This window comes from Pantoea sp. MQR6, from assembly GCF_022761075.1.
GTDB classification, from domain to species: Bacteria; Pseudomonadota; Gammaproteobacteria; order Enterobacterales; family Enterobacteriaceae; genus Pantoea; species Pantoea phytostimulans.
In genome coordinates this window covers 1,830,357-1,845,495 of the sequence record NZ_JAKYXB010000001.1, presented here as the reverse complement: position 1 = coordinate 1,845,495, position 15,139 = coordinate 1,830,357, and the positions used below count along the sequence as shown (strand labels likewise).

Genomic DNA, 15,139 nt, shown 5'->3' with positions numbered 1-15,139 from the left:
AAGATTAGCAGGCAGCGTAAAAGGAGAATACATGAAACAAGTTGTCTATACCGCCAGTCCCGAGAGTCAGCAGATTCACGTCTGGCAGTTAAATGAAGAGGGCGTATTGACTCTGCTTCAGGTGACGGATGTCGCCGGTCAGGTTCAGCCAATGGTGGTGAGTCCAAAAAAAGATTTTCTCTATGTTGGCGTACGGCCTAATTTCCGCGTTTTAGCCTTCCGCATTGCGGCTGACGGTACGTTGACCGAAGCGGGCCAGGCACCTTTGCCGGGTAGCCCAACACATATTTCAACCGATCGCGCAGGCAATTTCCTGTTTTGCGGCTCGTACAATGACGAATGCGTTAGCGTTAGCCCCATTAATGCAGAGGGCATTCCTCAGGCACCTTCCCAGGTGATTAACGGCCTGGCCGGTTGCCACTCCGCCAATATCGATAATGCCAACCAAACGCTGTTTGTTCCTGCGCTGAAACAGGATCGCATTTGCCTGTTTGAACTGGGTGAAGAAGGTCAGCTAACGCCACGTAAGCAGGCGCAAGTCACTACGGTGGAAGGCGCAGGTCCACGTCATATGGTGTTCCATCCCAATGGCAATTACGCCTATTGTGTCAATGAGTTGGATAGCACAGTCGATGTCTGGGCGCTGAATAATGCACACGGTGAAGTCGCCCGCGTGCAAACTGTCGATTTGATGCCGCCAGGCTTCAATGGTACGCGCTGGGCTGCAGATATTCATTTAACCCCTAACGGCAAATACCTTTATGCCTGCGATCGCACCAGCAGCACGCTGGCGATATTTAGCGTGAGTGAAGATGGTGCAATCCTGGCGGTTGAAGGCTTCCAACCGACTGAAACGCAACCACGCGGTTTTAATATCGATAACAGCGGCAAGTATTTGGTCGCGGCAGGACAGAAATCTCACCATATCGAAATTTACAGCATTACCGAACCACAGGGTTTGCTGAAACCGTTAAGTCGTTATGCTGTAGGCCAAGGCCCAATGTGGGTTGTGATTCATCAGCTTGATGCTTAATTGATTGATAAAGCCCGCTTTCAAAGCGGGCTTTTTTTAAGTCATGTTATCAGGCGTCAACAGGGCCTGGTCATCTTGTCTGACACCTTTGATAAACGAAAAAAGCGGGATGAAATCCTGCATCACATTTGCCTGCAAGTCTCATCCCGCTTTATTGCTTTAACTGTCAGCCTGACAACGCCTTACGAATAGATCACCGTAATGGTTGCGCTAGCCAGCGCATGAAAATGCACATTAAAGCCGACCATGGCACCGCTCGCCCCTTCATCGACCTCGAGCTTGTCCACGTCCAAAGCATGTACGCTGAAAATATAACGATGACTTTCGCCCTGCGGCGGTGCTGCGCCACCGTAACCTGCCTGGCCGAAATCGGTACGCGTTTGAATGGCACCCGTCGGTAAGGCTGCTACACCCGAGCCTGCGCCTTGTGGCAGAGAAGTTGTGCTGGCAGGAATATTAGCTACTCCCCAATGCCACCAGCCAGAACCGGTTGGCGCATCAGGATCGTAGCAGGTTACTACGAAGCTTTTGGTGCCTTCGGGCGCATCTTCCCACGCGAGATGGGGTGACACGTTCTCGCCTTGATAACCCATGCCATTGAAGACATGCTTCTCTGGCATTTTGTCGCCGTCATTGAAATCCTGGCTAAATACTCGCATTACATCTCCTTTGGTTGTCGAGGAATCACGCTTCATCTTAACCAAAAGCGCAACACTTTCAGAGCGTAGGCTGCTTTATGACTTAAAATGCAGAGGATGCTCAAGCGCAGCGCCAATCGATTGAACCAGTTTTTTCAACGCGGCTGGCGCAATGATGTAAGGCGGCATCAGATAAATCAGGCGCCCAAAAGGACGGATCCACACGCCTTGCGAAACGAAAAAGTGCTGCAAAGCGGCCATATTCACAGGGGAATGCGTCTCCACCACGCCAATGGCACCTAACACACGAACCTCCGCAACCTGCGGCGAAGCGCGCAGCGGTAGCAGTTGCTCACGCAGTTGCTGTTCGATAGTAGCCACCTGCGTTTGCCAATCGCCTTCCTGCAACAGCGCCAAACTTTCCACCGCCACCGCACAGGCAAGCGGATTGCCCATAAAGGTTGGCCCATGCATAAAGCAACCCGCCGGGCTGCGGCTGATGGTGTCGGCCACTTCCCGCGTGGTGAGCGTTGCGGCCAGCGTCAAGGTGCCGCCGGTCAGCGCTTTGCCAACACACAATATATCTGGCGCAATCCCGGCATGTTCACAGGCAAAAAGTTTACCGGTACGACCAAAGCCGGTCGCGATTTCATCCGCTATCAGCAACACGCCATAGCGATCGCAACATTCACGCACACGTTGCAAATAGCGTGGATGATAGAAGCGCATCCCCCCTGCGCCCTGCACGATAGGTTCAAGAATGACAGCGGCTAACTGGTGATGATGTTGTTCCATCAGGCGGGCAAAATCATCAAAGTCACGCTCATCCCAGATGTCATCAAAGCCACAAGCCGGAGCGGCAGCGAAGAGATGCTCAGGAAGATAACCGCGCCACAAACTGTGCATGGAGTTATCGGGATCGCAGACCGACATCGCAGCAGACGTATCGCCGTGATAACCGCGCTTCAACGTCAAAAATGTTTGCCGCGTTTCACCACGGCCCAGCCAGTATTGCAGCGCCATTTTCATCGCCACTTCAACGGCAACTGAACCGGAATCGGCAAGGAACACACACTCCAGCGCGGCGGGCGTCATCTCTACCAGTTTGCGGCATAACGCAACGGCTGAAGGGTGTGTAATGCCACCAAACATGACATGCGACATTTGCGTCATTTGCTGCTGCAGCGCCTGATTCAAGCGAGGATGGTTATAGCCGTGAATGGCGGCCCACCACGACGACATGCCATCCACGAGTTGGCGGCCATCCGCCAGTTGCAGTTGATAACCTTGCGCCGCCACCACCGGATAACAGGGCAGCGGATCCAGCATTGAAGTGTAAGGATGCCAAATATGCTGACGGTCAAACTCAATGTCGCTTTGGGTGAACATGGGTATTGTAAACCAAAAATAAAAAATATAGTTTACAAGTATAACCACGTTAATCGTCGGGATGACACCCTTTTTTGGAGCAAGCAATGGCACAACGTTGGACAATCGCGCAGGCACAAGCGCTGTTTGATAAACCTTTTCTCGAGTTAATGTTTGAAGCGCAGCAGGTGCATCGTCAGCACTTTGACCCGCGCCAGGTGCAGGTCAGCACCTTGTTATCTATCAAAACCGGCGCCTGCCCGGAAGATTGCAAATATTGTCCGCAAAGCGCGCGCTACAAAACCGGCCTTGAGTCGGAACGCCTGATGGAAGTGGACGACGTGTTGATTTCTGCCCGCAAAGCCAAAGCGGCGGGTTCAAGCCGTTTTTGCATGGGCGCAGCGTGGAAAAACCCCAACGATCGCGACATGCCTTACCTCGAAAAAATGGTTGAAGGCGTCAAGGCGATGGGCATGGAAACCTGCATGACGCTTGGCACGCTCAGCGAGGCGCAAGCACAGCGTCTTGCTGGCGCGGGACTAGATTTTTACAACCACAATCTCGACACTTCACCCGAATTCTACGGCAGCATTATCACCACGCGCAGCTATCAGGAACGTCTCGATACGCTGGGAAAAGTGCGTGACGCGGGCATTAAAGTTTGCTCCGGCGGCATTGTCGGATTAGGCGAAACGATTAACGATCGTGCGGGTTTGCTGGTGCAGCTGGCGAATTTACCTACGCCACCAGAAAGCGTGCCCATCAACATGCTGGTGAAAGTGAAAGGCACGCCGATGGCCGATAACGATGATGTTGAGCCGTTTGATTTTATCCGCACCATTGCGGTAGCGCGCATCATGATGCCGAGCTCGCATGTGCGTCTTTCTGCCGGTCGTGAACAGATGAGTGAGCAAACGCAGGCGATGTGTTTTATGGCTGGCGCGAACTCCATTTTCTACGGTTGCAAACTGTTGACCACGCCAAACCCAGAAGAAGACAAAGACATGCTGCTGTTTCGCAAACTGGGCCTGAACCCGGAGCATACGCACACGCAAAATGGCGATAATGAACAGCAGCAGCAGTTAAGCGAGCAGCTATTCAATGCTGACACTGAACAGTTTTACAACGCGGCGGTGTAATGAGTTGGCAGCATCGTATTACGCAGGCGCTGGCGCAGCGGCGAGCCGCTGATGGCTGGCGTCAGCGGCATATCACTGAAGAGAATCACACTCGCTCGCTGACGCTAGCGGGCAAGCGCTATCGCCATTTTTCCAGTAACGATTATCTCGGATTGAGTCAGCATCCGGCGGTAATCGCAGGCTGGCAGCGAGGCGCTGACCTGGCAGGCGCAGGCGCGGGCGCATCCAGTCACGTCACCGGTTTTAACCGTCTGCACGCCGATTTAGAGGCGCAGCTCGCAGACTGGCTGGGCTACTCGCGCGCGCTGCTGTTTATCTCTGGTTTCGCCGCTAATCAGGCGGTGATCCATCTGCTGGCGGAAAAAAACGACCGTATCCTTGCCGACAAACTGGCGCATGCGTCGCTGCTTGACGCCGCAAGCCACAGTCCGGCGCAGCTGCGGCGTTTCAGCCATAACGATTCGCACAGCCTCGCAACACGCTTAGCGGTGCCATGTGAAGGTGAAACGCTGGTCGTGACCGAAGGCATTTTCAGCATGGATGGCGACAGCGCCCCCTTGCGCGATATTGCCGATCAGACTCGCCGCGCTGAAGGATGGCTGCTGGTGGATGATGCGCATGGCATTGGCGTGGTAGGAGAGCAAGGGCGCGGCAGCTGCTGGCAGCAAGCCGTGAAGCCAGAGCTGCTGGTAGTGACGTTTGGTAAAGCCTTTGGCGTCAGCGGCGCAGCGCTGCTGTGTGATGATGCTATCGCCGACTATTTTCTGCAATTCTCACGTCACCTGATTTACTCAACCGCCATGCCACCCGCGCAAGCTTGCGCGTTGCAGGCGGCGCTGCAGCAGATTCAACAGGGCGATGCATTACGTCAGCGGCTTTACGCCAACATTCAACGTTTTCGTGCTGGTGCCGCTTCATTGCCCTGGAAGCTCATGCAATCAGAAAGTGCCATCCAGCCGTTGATTGTTGGCGGCAACGCCGAGGCGATGGCGTTATCAAAAACGTTGGCTGATGCTGGTTGCTGGGTTAGCGCGATTCGACCACCGACCGTGCCGCCAGGCACCGCGCGCTTGCGTATTACCTTGACTGCGGCGCACACGCCGGAAGATATCGATCTGTTACTGGAGGCGCTGCATGACGCTGCAGGTAGATAAACGCGCCGTGGCTCGCGCCTTTGGGCGTGCTGCGCTGCATTACGATCGCCACGCCGAGCTGCAACGTTTAAGCGGCGACGCCTTGCTGGCACTAGCCCCGGCGCAAACCGGTGACAAGCTGTTAGATGCAGGATGTGGAACGGGCTGGTATAGCCGCACCTGGCGGCAGCGCGGCAAGCAGGTCACGGCGCTGGATTTGTCACCACAAATGCTGCAACAGGCACGCGCGAATAACGTAGCGCAACACTATTTAGCGGGCGATATTGATGCTTTACCTTTCGCCAATGCCAGCATGGACGTGGTGTGGAGCAATTTAGTGGTGCAGTGGAGCGACAATTTGCGTGCAGCGCTGCACCAGTTCAAACGCGTTTTACGCCCTGAAGGCTGCTTGCTGTTTTCCACGTTGAGCGCGGGATCGCTGCATGAGGTGCATCAAGCGTGGTCGCACATTGATGATGTCGCCCACGCTAACCGCTTCCTGAGTGAGCAGGAGATTACTGCCGCCTGCGTTGAGCAGGGATTACATTGTCAGGCGCAGGTGATCACAATGCATTTTCCTGATGCGCTTAGCGCGATGCGTTCATTAAAAGGCATCGGTGCAACGCATCTGCATGCAGGGCGAGAAGGCCATTTATTAACCCGTCAGCGTCTGGCACAGCTAGAAAAACACTGGCCACAAGACGCGCAGGGATTTCGCATGAGTTACCATTTGATGTATGGAGTAAGCCCATCATGAAACGCTGGTTTATCACTGGCACCGACACTGAAGTTGGTAAAACGGTTGCCAGCAGCGCATTGCTGCAGGCCGCGAACAGCGCAGGTTATCGTACTGCGGGCTACAAACCGGTGGCCTCGGGCTGCGAAATCACCGCTGAAGGCGTTCGCAACAGCGATGCACTGGCTTTACAGCGCTATAGCAGCGTGACGTTGGATTATCAGCAGATCAATCCGTTGGCGTTTGTCGAACCCACTTCACCGCATATCATCAGCGCAGACGAGGGACGGCCCATTGAATTCAGCACCTTGTCGGCTGGACTGCGCGATCTGGAACCGTTGGCAGAATGGATTTTGATCGAAGGCGCGGGCGGTTGGTATACGCCGCTGTCAGAACGCGATACTTACGCCGATTGGGTAACGTCGGAACAGTTACCGGTGATTTTAGTCGTCGGTGTGAAACTGGGCTGTATCAACCACGCAATGCTGACAGCCGATGCCATTCAGGCGCGCGGACTGCGTCTGGCGGGCTGGATCGCCAACACCGTCGTACCGCCAGGAAAACGCCATCAGGAATATCTTGCCACCCTAAAACAGCGCTTACCGGTACCGTGCCTAGGTGAAATTCCCTATCTCACCGACATCGCTCAACACGCTGATTGCGGCGCTTATTTGACCCTGCCTGAGTAAATTACGCTACCGTCAGCCATTTGTTGACGGTACTGTCATCCAGTTGGGCGACTTTTCCTTGCGCCACATTGCGTCCGCGATGCAGCAGGAAAAAGTAATCGGCTACACGTCGAATCAGTGACACGCGCTGCTCCAGCAGCAATATGGTCATGCCATAATCCAGATTGAGGCGGCGAATCAAATTACCCATTTCCTCTTCGAGCCAAGGCGACATACCGTCGCTGGGTTCGTCCAGAATCAAAAGCTTAGGCTGTAAAACCAGTGCGCGCGCCAGCGCAAGCTGCTGTTGCTGATCGATGGGAAGATCGCCGCTGCGCTGTTGGCGTAAGGAATAGAGTGCCGGAAAGAGGTCGAAAACTATTTCCGGAATGGCGCGATGGCGATCCGTCTGCGCCGCACCAGCCAACAGGCCAATCAATAAATTATCTTCAACACTCATCTGCGTAAAAATATGGCGACCTTGCGGCACGTAACCGATCCCTCTGCGCGCACGCTGTTCAGCCGGCTGTAGCAGAAGATTCTCCGGCGGCGCGCCATTCTCCTGCCAAAATATTGAGCCGCTATTGATCGGCAGCTTACCCATGATGCAGTTAACTAACGTGGTTTTGCCCATGCCGGGACGACCCAAAACACCGGTGCAGGTGCCGGGCGGCAGATCGAGATCCACATCCCACAAGATGTGATTTTGACCGTAAAACTGATTCACCGAACGTAAACTCAGCATCTGACACACTCCTTCCAGATAATTAGCCTGAATGCTTCCGCTCTTTGTCGTCTGGCAAACAAGTCATCAACGATGGCGTTAACGCCATTGCCGCACAGTGCGCCGGTTGGCGCGGTGATACGTACTGGAATGAGTACTGCAATTACCAGGCCAAATTCCTAAAAAAGCCTAATTTAGCGTACTGGAGGGGAAAAAGCGCAGCAAAATATGAGCAATGCTTAACAATTGCTCGGGGTGATAAAAGGCATGCACATTAACGGTGCGGAATGCTTAACGTTGCTGGTGCATCTGTACATTTAGAAGGCATAGAGTCTGATTAAGAATGGCCCTTGGCCCGCGCTTCAGATGCATAATTTTTACGCTAAGGCTCCAAAAGCATAGTTAATACATGAGGGAAAGTGGTGAAATTAAATCGAAAAAAAAATATTTTTAGCAGGGAACTAATGCGGGAAAAAATTATACACAGCCTATGGCGATTGGGCTGCCCTCAGTTATCCACCATTCCTGTGGATAACCTTGTGCATTAGCTCATGAAAACAGGTTAGAAGCGAGGAAATACGCGGCTTGCTTACATTGTGATGAGAAACTGGGCTTTTCTGCATAAACAATATAAATCAATGAATTAGTAAAAAACAAGCCTAAGGATTATCTGCCAGTTAATCAAACTGTAATTTTATGACGCTCTATTGACAAATGTTAAAATCAAGCTCTGCTTGGGGATAACCTTGCGCAACAAGAATTAACGTTGCGGGCTATCAATCTTGTTAATACGGCGCAGCGGGGTTCTCCATAACTGTGCATCATTACTGTTTTTATATCCAGTATTTATTTCTGGCAAAATCACCATAGCAGAGTAAAATGATTGCCTGCCCGCCGACTTCTTCAGCAGGAACCGCATTCATGAGTAAAGCCTTTAAATTGAACTCCGCTTTCAAACCTTCTGGCGATCAGCCCGAAGCGATTCGCCGTCTGGAAGAGGGGCTTGAGGATGGATTGGCCCATCAAACGCTGTTAGGCGTAACCGGCTCGGGGAAAACGTTCACCGTGGCCAACGTCATTGCCGATCTCAATCGTCCCACCATGGTGCTGGCACCTAACAAAACGCTGGCGGCGCAGCTGTATGGTGAAATGAAAGAGTTTTTCCCCGATAACGCCGTGGAATTCTTCGTCTCTTATTACGATTATTATCAGCCAGAAGCTTATGTTCCCAGCTCCGATACCTTTATTGAAAAGGACGCCTCGGTAAACGAACACATTGAGCAGATGCGTCTCTCCGCGACCAAAGCGCTGTTGGAACGCCGCGATGTCATTGTGGTGGCTTCGGTGTCAGCCATTTATGGTTTGGGCGATCCTGATCTCTATTTAAAAATGATGCTGCATCTGACGCGCGGCATGATCATCGATCAGCGCAGCATTTTGCGTCGCCTGTCAGAGCTGCAATATGCGCGTAACGATCAGGCTTTCCAGCGCGGTACGTTCCGCGTGCGCGGCGAAGTGATCGACATCTTCCCGGCAGAGTCGGATGATATTGCGTTGCGTGTTGAGCTGTTTGATGAAGAGGTAGAGCGGCTGTCACTGTTTGATCCGCTGACCGGCCAAGTGGAATCGGTGATCCCGCGCTTCACGATTTACCCTAAAACGCACTACGTCACCCCACGCGAACGTATTGTGCAGGCGATGGAAGAGATCAAAGTCGAGCTGGCCGATCGTCGGAAAAATTTGCTGGAAAACAACAAACTGTTGGAAGAGCAGCGCATTACGCAGCGTACTCAATTTGATCTCGAGATGATGGGTGAACTGGGTTATTGCTCTGGTATCGAAAACTACTCGCGCTATCTTTCGGGACGCGGGCCAGGCGAAGCGCCACCGACACTTTTTGATTACTTACCGGCAGATGGCCTGCTGGTGGTGGATGAATCGCACGTTACCATTCCGCAAATTGGCGGTATGTATAAAGGCGACCGGGCGCGTAAAGAGACGTTAGTGGAATACGGTTTCCGTCTGCCGTCGGCGCTGGATAACCGCCCAATGAAGTTTGAAGAGTTTGAGTCGCTGGCGCCCCAGACGATTTATGTTTCGGCGACGCCGGGTAAATATGAGCTGGAAAAATCGGGCACTGAAGTGATCGATCAGTTGGTGCGTCCCACCGGGTTACTGGATCCGATCCTCGAAGTACGTCCCGTTGGGACACAGGTTGACGATTTGTTATCAGAAATCCGTCAGCGCGTGGCAGTCAAAGAGCGTGTGCTGGTGACGGTGTTAACCAAACGCATGGCGGAAGATCTCACTGAATACCTCGAAGAGCACGGTGAAAGGGTGCGTTATCTCCACTCGGACATCGATACGGTTGAACGTATGGAGATCATCCGTGATTTGCGTCTGGGCGAGTTTGATGTGCTGGTCGGTATCAACCTGCTTCGTGAAGGCCTGGATATGCCAGAAGTGTCGCTGGTGGCGATTCTGGACGCCGATAAAGAGGGCTTCCTGCGTTCTGAACGCTCGCTGATTCAGACTATAGGACGTGCGGCGCGTAACATTAACGGCAAAGCAATTCTCTACGGCGATAAAATCACGCCATCAATGGCGCGGGCTATTGAGGAAACCGAGCGTCGCCGCGAGAAGCAGCGACTGTACAACGAGGAAAATGGCATTGTGCCGCAGGGCCTGAATAAGAAGATTACCGATATTCTGGAACTGGGTAACAACGTGGCGAAAGTGCGCGGCAAAGGTAAGTCGACCCGCAAAGGCGCCGCTGATGCCGAAGCTGATTACCTGTCATTAACGCCACAGGCGTTGCAGAAAAAGATTCATGAACTGGAAGGGCAGATGCAGCAGCATGCGCAGAACCTGGAGTTCGAACAGGCAGCCAACGTGCGCGATCAGCTGCATGAACTGCGCACGCTGTTTATTGCGGCATCGTAGCTCAGTTAAATCCCTGAATCGCGTGTTCCAACGCGACGCGTAACAGCTGGCGGTCGTGACGATATTTAATGTCGGCGGCTTCCAGCGGTTCACGCACGATCAACCGATTTTCGACGTTGCTGATATCCGCGGCTGGGCTCACCACAATGGCATCGATTACTCGCTTGCCAATATAGCGCTCCATCATTTCTAACTTATCAGCGACGGTCAGATTAGCGGCTGCGGGGCTAAGTTCTCGTCCCAGGTTGCCGATAAACACCATGGTGGCTGGCGTGCGGCGCAACGCCTGTGCCATCTCATCCATTAACAAAATGGGCATCAGACTGGTATAGAAACTGCCGGGACCAATCAGGATCAGATCAGCTTCAGCAATGGCTTCCAACGCTTCACGCGTGGGTTGCACGTTGGGATGCAGCATCATCTCTTGCGGCGGTTGCTTCATCTCATCAATATCGGTTTCGCCGTAAACCATGTTGCCTTCGCTATCGAGCGCCACTAAATCAACCGGCTGCTCGGACATCGGAATGAGAAAAGCATCAACCTTTAATAAATTGCGAATGATATTGATGGCTTCTAACGGGCGAACGCTAAGGTGATCCAGCGCTCTCAACATCAGATTACCTAAATTGTGTCCCGCCAGTTCACCATTGCCAGAAAAGCGATATTCAAACATGGCTGAAGCGACACTGGGTTCAGCAATGAGCTGGTTTAAACAGTTGCGCATGTCGCCCCATGCAATGCCGCCTTCTGAGCGACGAATACGTCCGGTTGATCCGCCGTTATCGGTGGTGGTGACAATGCCGGTCAGGCGAGAACCGAGCGGTGACAGCGCTGACATCACGCGTCCCAATCCATGTCCGCCGCCTAAAGCCACGACGCGATCGAGATCGGCCAGTGTTCGATTCATACTTCTCCTTAAAACGCGCCCAGATTATGGCTCTTTTAAGCGCAAGTCCGGGCAGGGATGACATACAGCAAATTCTGCGGCGTATTTTAACGTATCCTGCTGCGAAAATGCGGTGAAAATTCGCTATATCATCAAATATATAGCGAAAACAGCCGGTGGAATCGTGTGAAATTTCGCGCTACCATCACACTAACCGCGTTGATCATAAGGTCAACGTACACTCTAGCCTGAGTGCCTAAGTCGCAAGATAGGGGATTCAGGCCGTAGCCTTCGCGCTGCCAGGGTGCAGAAAGAAATGACTGCATCTCCCGAATTTGGAAAGGTGTCCAGGTGTCACAATTTACTGATGCATTTGAGCGCAAGTTTTACTACTTGCGCTTATCGGTCACGGATGTGTGTAACTTCCGTTGTACCTACTGTCTGCCGGACGGCTACAAACCGCACGGCATCCGCAACAAAAGTTTTCTCTCGCTGGATGAAATTCGCCGCGTCACGCGTGCGTTTGCTGCTGCAGGCACTGAAAAAGTGCGTCTGACAGGCGGCGAGCCCTCGCTGCGCCGTGATTTCACGGACATCATTGCTGCAGTGCGTGAAAACGCCTCGATACGCCATATTGCGGTTACCACCAATGGTTATCGCCTGGCGCGCGACGTCAAACAGTGGCGCGACGCCGGTTTGACCGCGCTCAACGTCAGCGTCGACAGCCTGGATGCCCGCCAGTTTCATGCTATTACCGGCCAGGATAAGTTTCATCAGGTCATGGCAGGCATTGATGCCGCCTTTGACGCTGGCTTTCAGCAGGTCAAAGTCAACAGCGTGCTGATGCGCGATATCAATAGTCATAATCTGATGACCTTCCTGGAGTGGATTCGTACCCGTCCAATTCAACTGCGTTTCATCGAACTGATGGAAACGGGCGAAGGCGGCGCGCTTTTCCGCCAGCAACACGTTTCCGGCGAAGTGATTCGCGATCAGTTGATCGCGCAGGGTTGGCAGCGCCGCTTAAGCGGGCGCAGCGATGGCCCGGCGCAGGTGTTTTATCACCCTGATTACGTCGGTGAGATCGGTTTGATCATGCCTTATTCCAAAGATTTTTGTGCCAGCTGCAACCGTCTGCGCGTCTCTGCACAGGGTAATCTGCATCTTTGCTTGTTCGGCGACGGCGGCCTTCCGCTGCGCGATTTGCTCGCTTCGGATGATCAGCAACAGGAACTGCAGGCGCGCATCGCCAGCAGTCTGGGTAAGAAAAAACAGACACATTTTCTGCATCAGGGCAATACGGGTATTACGCAGAACCTGTCCTACATTGGCGGATAATTAAGGAGCAATCATGGGTAAACCAACCAGCGAATTCCAACCGGTGCAAATTGCGCTGCTCACCGTTTCGGACAGCCGCGAAGCCAGTAATGATACGTCCGGTGATTATCTGCGTGAAGCTGCCCGCGAAGCCGGACACAGCGTGATTGACCACGCCATCGTCCCCGACAATCTCTACCGCATTCGCGCCATCGTCTCACGCTGGATTGCCAGTGAAGATATTCAGGTGGTGATTATCAATGGCGGCACCGGTTTCAATCTGAAGAACAGCACGCCAGAAGCGCTGCTGCCGCTGTTTGACCGTGAAATCAGTGGATTCGGTGAGTTGTTCCGCATGATTTCCTATGAAGAAATTGGCAGTTCTACGCTGCAATCAAGGGCTGTTGCTGGCCTGGCGAATCAAACGCTGATTTTTGCCGTGCCTGGCTCAACCAATGCTTGCCGCAGCGCGTGGGAACGCATTATTGCCGATCAGCTGGATGCGCGTACGCGTCCGTGTAATTTCGTTTCACATTTGAAGAAACTGTAAGCATGTCACAACTCACACACATAAACGCCGCAGGCGAAGCGCACATGGTGGATGTCTCAGCCAAAGCGGAAACAGTGCGCGAAGCACAGGCTGAAGCGCTGGTGCTGATGAAGCCCGAAACGCTGCAAATGATTGTTGAAGGCAGCCACCACAAAGGTGATGTTTTTGCTACTGCACGCATTGCGGGCATTCAGGCCGCTAAGCGTACCTGGGAGCTGATTCCACTTTGCCATCCGCTGATGCTGAGCAAGGTTGAAGTCAATTTGGTTGCAGAGCCAGAGTTCAATCGCGTGCGCATTACCTCGCTGTGCCGTTTGAGCGGTAAAACCGGCGTTGAGATGGAAGCGTTGACCGCTGCTTCGGTGGCGGCGCTGACCATTTACGACATGTGCAAAGCGGTGCAGAAGGATATCGTTATCGATCAACTGCGCTTACTGAGCAAAAGCGGCGGCAAATCGGGTGACTTTCAGGCAGGTGAAGCATGATCAAAGTGCTGTTTTTTGCCCAAGTGCGCGAGTTAATCGGCACCAGCGAACTTGAGATAACAACCGACTATCCTGATGTCGCAGCATTACGCAGCGCGCTGACAGAACAGGGCGACCGCTGGGCGCTGGCGTTAGAGTCCGGCAAGCTGCTGGCTGCGGTCAATCAAACCCTGGTGCCAATGACGCATCCGCTGCGTGCGGGCGATGAAGTGGCCTTCTTTCCACCGGTAACGGGAGGATAGATGGAAACGCAAATTCGTGTTGGCCATGCGCCTTTTGACATGGCTGAAGAGTATCGCTGGCTGGCGGCACGTCACGAAGATGGCGCGGTAGTGACGTTCACCGGCAAAGTGCGCAATCACAATTTAGGGGACAACGTTGCGGCGTTGACGCTGGAGCATTATCCCGGCATGACCGAGAAAGCATTGCAGGACATTGTCGATGATGCGCGCCAGCGCTGGCCGTTACAGCGTGTAACGGTGATACATCGTATTGGAGAGCTGTTTCCCGGCGATGAAATCGTGTTTGTCGGCGTTACCAGCGCACACCGCAGCAGCGCCTTTGCCGCTGCGGAGTTTGTGATGGATTACTTAAAAACCCGTGCGCCGTTTTGGAAGCGCGAAGCCACCGATGACGGCGATCGCTGGGTGGATGCGCGTGACAGCGATCATCAGTCAGCCCAGCGCTGGGATTAAGGTTTTTTAAGCTGCTCGGCGGGCGCAAAGTGCGTTTCGCCATGGGCATGCTCACCGCCGCCGGTAACACGCTTCAACTGAATAACCTGACCTTGTTCCCAGGCATTCGCACCGGGCACCACGGGATGCGTCACAATATCGGCGCGCTCAGCACGGATTTTTTTACTGTCCACATCAAAGCGCTTATCGCGATCGGCCAACAGACGAGAATCGAGTTGGCCGTCAGCTGTAAAGCCCATCATCAACGCCGGAATGCCCATCGGTAAGTTTTTATCGCGATCGGTGTGCCAGGTATGCCAGGTTTTCCCGTAGGTATTAGCGATGCGTTTCATCAACGCATGATCGGCCGTAGCCGGTAAACCTGGCGCAATCAATGAACCCGATTTCACTTCATATTGATGGCTGTGCCACAGCTTCTTCTCTTCCGGTGGTAGCGTTTTAAACAGCCGCTCGCTGATAATGTATTCCACGCCCATGAGTTTTGCGTCGCGTGTATTGCCGTCGTAAATCACCGCCTGCATCACATCTTCGTTTAACACCGTAACGTAGTGATGCGCTTCCATCTGACCATTTTGATCACCATTGTAAAAATGAAACCCATCAAGGTAGGCGCTGATAGCGTCAATAGGCGGGCGGGATTGCAAGGCATCCGCGCCGGTTTCCAGCACTTTAAGGGAAGGGGACGTAGGTGCGCCCGGCGCGTTGACGTTGGCCGGAGAATTATTGCCGCCACAACCGACTAATAACAGGGTAAGCGCAGCGAGAGGTAAGATTTTCAACATGTTCCATCCTTTTAACCTTAAAAAGATAAAAGTAGTTCAGAA

Annotated in this window: 16 protein-coding genes and 1 riboswitch; of the genes, 11 read left to right on the top strand and 5 right to left on the bottom strand. The window is 53.2% G+C overall.

The features are described from left to right. Positions 1-31 precede the first annotated feature (31 nt). On the top strand, positions 32-1,033 hold the full coding sequence (pgl, locus tag MUG06_RS08585; RefSeq protein WP_243078309.1) for a 6-phosphogluconolactonase: 1,002 nt from the start codon (positions 32-34) through the stop codon (positions 1,031-1,033). 182 nt (positions 1,034-1,215) lie between these two features. Here pgl and MUG06_RS08580 read toward each other — a convergent pair whose 3' ends face one another. After that, complete coding sequence (locus MUG06_RS08580) at positions 1,216-1,692, bottom strand: kinase inhibitor (protein WP_215847293.1); 477 nt, start codon at positions 1,690-1,692, stop codon at positions 1,216-1,218. Positions 1,693-1,767: 75 nt separating this feature from the next. Further along, entirely contained in the window at positions 1,768-3,060 is a 1,293-nt protein-coding gene (gene bioA, locus MUG06_RS08575) for an adenosylmethionine--8-amino-7-oxononanoate transaminase (RefSeq protein ID WP_243078308.1), read from the bottom strand. 86 nt (positions 3,061-3,146) lie between these two features. Here bioA and bioB point away from each other — a divergent pair, with 86 nt between their 5' ends. Genes bioB through bioD form a run of 4 tightly spaced genes read left to right on the top strand, consistent with a single transcriptional unit; the run spans position 3,147 to position 6,736 of the window. Continuing rightward, positions 3,147-4,178: a biotin synthase BioB gene (gene bioB, locus MUG06_RS08570; protein WP_215847292.1), complete on the top strand. Its 1,032-nt coding sequence runs from the start codon at positions 3,147-3,149 to the stop codon at positions 4,176-4,178. Continuing rightward, positions 4,178-5,332, top strand: a complete 1,155-nt coding sequence (bioF, locus tag MUG06_RS08565; protein ID WP_243078307.1) for an 8-amino-7-oxononanoate synthase — start codon at positions 4,178-4,180, stop codon at positions 5,330-5,332. Before bioB ends, bioF begins: the two co-directional genes overlap by 1 nt. Then, positions 5,313-6,068, top strand: a complete 756-nt coding sequence (gene bioC, locus MUG06_RS08560) for a malonyl-ACP O-methyltransferase BioC (protein WP_215847291.1) — start codon at positions 5,313-5,315, stop codon at positions 6,066-6,068. The genes bioF and bioC overlap by 20 nt, the downstream gene beginning before the upstream one ends. Beyond that, positions 6,065-6,736 carry a dethiobiotin synthase gene (gene bioD, locus MUG06_RS08555; protein WP_243078306.1) on the top strand — a complete coding sequence of 224 codons (672 nt, stop codon included), beginning with the start codon at positions 6,065-6,067 and terminating at the stop codon, positions 6,734-6,736. The genes bioC and bioD overlap by 4 nt, the downstream gene beginning before the upstream one ends. 1 nt (position 6,737) lies before the next feature. Here the strand turns inward: bioD and MUG06_RS08550 are convergent, their stop codons facing one another. Beyond that, positions 6,738-7,460 (bottom strand): ATP-binding cassette domain-containing protein, encoded by a 723-nt coding sequence (locus MUG06_RS08550; RefSeq protein ID WP_243078305.1) that lies wholly within the window; start codon positions 7,458-7,460, stop codon positions 6,738-6,740. A gap of 900 nt (positions 7,461-8,360) precedes the next feature. Here MUG06_RS08550 and uvrB point away from each other — a divergent pair. Then, the gene (gene uvrB, locus MUG06_RS08545) at positions 8,361-10,382 is read left to right on the top strand and encodes an excinuclease ABC subunit UvrB (protein WP_215847288.1); all 2,022 of its coding nucleotides are present in this window, start codon (positions 8,361-8,363) and stop codon (positions 10,380-10,382) included. A gap of 1 nt (position 10,383) precedes the next feature. Here uvrB and yvcK read toward each other — a convergent pair whose 3' ends face one another. Further along, on the bottom strand, positions 10,384-11,289 hold the full coding sequence (gene yvcK, locus MUG06_RS08540) for a uridine diphosphate-N-acetylglucosamine-binding protein YvcK (RefSeq protein ID WP_215847287.1): 906 nt from the start codon (positions 11,287-11,289) through the stop codon (positions 10,384-10,386). Between the two features lie 206 nt (positions 11,290-11,495). Beyond that, a riboswitch (molybdenum cofactor riboswitch) is annotated at positions 11,496-11,630 on the top strand. Here yvcK and moaA point away from each other — a divergent pair. The 5 genes from moaA (at position 11,620) to moaE (ending at position 14,315) form a co-directional block, all read left to right on the top strand. Then, positions 11,620-12,606 (top strand): GTP 3',8-cyclase MoaA, encoded by a 987-nt coding sequence (gene moaA / locus MUG06_RS08535; RefSeq protein ID WP_243078304.1) that lies wholly within the window; start codon positions 11,620-11,622, stop codon positions 12,604-12,606. It overlaps the preceding riboswitch by 11 nt. A gap of 13 nt (positions 12,607-12,619) precedes the next feature. Next, positions 12,620-13,135 carry a molybdenum cofactor biosynthesis protein B gene (gene moaB / locus MUG06_RS08530; protein WP_243078303.1) on the top strand — a complete coding sequence of 172 codons (516 nt, stop codon included), beginning with the start codon at positions 12,620-12,622 and terminating at the stop codon, positions 13,133-13,135. Between the two features lie 2 nt (positions 13,136-13,137). After that, positions 13,138-13,620, top strand: a complete 483-nt coding sequence (gene moaC, locus MUG06_RS08525; RefSeq protein WP_215847284.1) for a cyclic pyranopterin monophosphate synthase MoaC — start codon at positions 13,138-13,140, stop codon at positions 13,618-13,620. Continuing rightward, entirely contained in the window at positions 13,617-13,862 is a 246-nt protein-coding gene (moaD, locus tag MUG06_RS08520) for a molybdopterin synthase sulfur carrier subunit (RefSeq protein WP_243078302.1), read from the top strand. Before moaC ends, moaD begins: the two co-directional genes overlap by 4 nt. Continuing rightward, positions 13,863-14,315, top strand: coding sequence for a molybdopterin synthase catalytic subunit MoaE (gene moaE / locus MUG06_RS08515; RefSeq protein WP_243078301.1), 453 nt, complete (start codon positions 13,863-13,865; stop codon positions 14,313-14,315). Here moaE and MUG06_RS08510 read toward each other — a convergent pair. Next, the gene (locus tag MUG06_RS08510) at positions 14,312-15,094 is read right to left on the bottom strand and encodes an OBAP family protein (protein WP_243078525.1); all 783 of its coding nucleotides are present in this window, start codon (positions 15,092-15,094) and stop codon (positions 14,312-14,314) included. The two genes, moaE and MUG06_RS08510, sit on opposite strands and share 4 nt — an antisense overlap. Positions 15,095-15,139 lie beyond the last annotated feature (45 nt).

Coding starts and splice junctions, on each gene's coding strand:
- pgl (WP_243078309.1), top strand. CDS start 32: ATGAAACAAGTTGTCTATACCGCCAGTCCCGAGAGTCAGCAGATTCAC.
- MUG06_RS08580 (WP_215847293.1), bottom strand. CDS start 1,692: ATGCGAGTATTTAGCCAGGATTTCAATGACGGCGACAAAATGCCAGAG.
- bioA (WP_243078308.1), bottom strand. CDS start 3,060: ATGTTCACCCAAAGCGACATTGAGTTTGACCGTCAGCATATTTGGCAT.
- bioB (WP_215847292.1), top strand. CDS start 3,147: ATGGCACAACGTTGGACAATCGCGCAGGCACAAGCGCTGTTTGATAAA.
- bioF (WP_243078307.1), top strand. CDS start 4,178: ATGAGTTGGCAGCATCGTATTACGCAGGCGCTGGCGCAGCGGCGAGCC.
- bioC (WP_215847291.1), top strand. CDS start 5,313: ATGACGCTGCAGGTAGATAAACGCGCCGTGGCTCGCGCCTTTGGGCGT.
- bioD (WP_243078306.1), top strand. CDS start 6,065: ATGAAACGCTGGTTTATCACTGGCACCGACACTGAAGTTGGTAAAACG.
- MUG06_RS08550 (WP_243078305.1), bottom strand. CDS start 7,460: ATGCTGAGTTTACGTTCGGTGAATCAGTTTTACGGTCAAAATCACATC.
- uvrB (WP_215847288.1), top strand. CDS start 8,361: ATGAGTAAAGCCTTTAAATTGAACTCCGCTTTCAAACCTTCTGGCGAT.
- yvcK (WP_215847287.1), bottom strand. CDS start 11,289: ATGAATCGAACACTGGCCGATCTCGATCGCGTCGTGGCTTTAGGCGGC.
- moaB (WP_243078303.1), top strand. CDS start 12,620: ATGGGTAAACCAACCAGCGAATTCCAACCGGTGCAAATTGCGCTGCTC.
- moaC (WP_215847284.1), top strand. CDS start 13,138: ATGTCACAACTCACACACATAAACGCCGCAGGCGAAGCGCACATGGTG.
- moaD (WP_243078302.1), top strand. CDS start 13,617: ATGATCAAAGTGCTGTTTTTTGCCCAAGTGCGCGAGTTAATCGGCACC.
- moaE (WP_243078301.1), top strand. CDS start 13,863: ATGGAAACGCAAATTCGTGTTGGCCATGCGCCTTTTGACATGGCTGAA.